The sequence below is a fragment of the Dellaglioa sp. CoH-57-MRSF-20 genome (assembly GCF_056781955.1).
On record NZ_JBXAXV010000199.1, the window covers coordinates 1 to 325 of the forward strand.

A 325-nucleotide genomic window follows, 5' to 3' on the forward strand; every position below is an offset into this window, starting at 1 on the left:
GCTTCTGTTCCTGCGCGCTCAGCCGGGCGCGCGGAATCACGTATTCGATAGCTGACGCGTAGTATCGCCATTCTTTCGTGGTGTGGCGTTCCGATTTCGGCCCATGGAAGCGCTGCTGATACGCAACCTCTTCGGCGCAACGTGCTTCTGCTTCTTCACTGGTCTGGTACGCAGCGAAGTTTTCGTTGTCCTCCGGATACTCACCGTCGAAGTAGTTCGCGAGGTAGAGAGTGCGGGTGCTATAGTTCTGGCTCACAGGACCTCCGAGATGTCAGGGATCGGGTGCCAAGCAACAACGTAACCCTGATCCTCATAGTTTTCTGGG

Annotated in this window: 1 protein-coding gene; it reads right to left on the reverse strand. The window is 56.3% G+C overall.

What is annotated here, in order from left to right; genetic code table 11:
* On the reverse strand, window positions 1-256 hold a 256-nt coding region (locus AC1RPN_RS08765), incomplete at its 3' end, for a hypothetical protein (RefSeq protein WP_481763804.1).
* Window positions 257-325 lie beyond the last annotated feature (69 nt).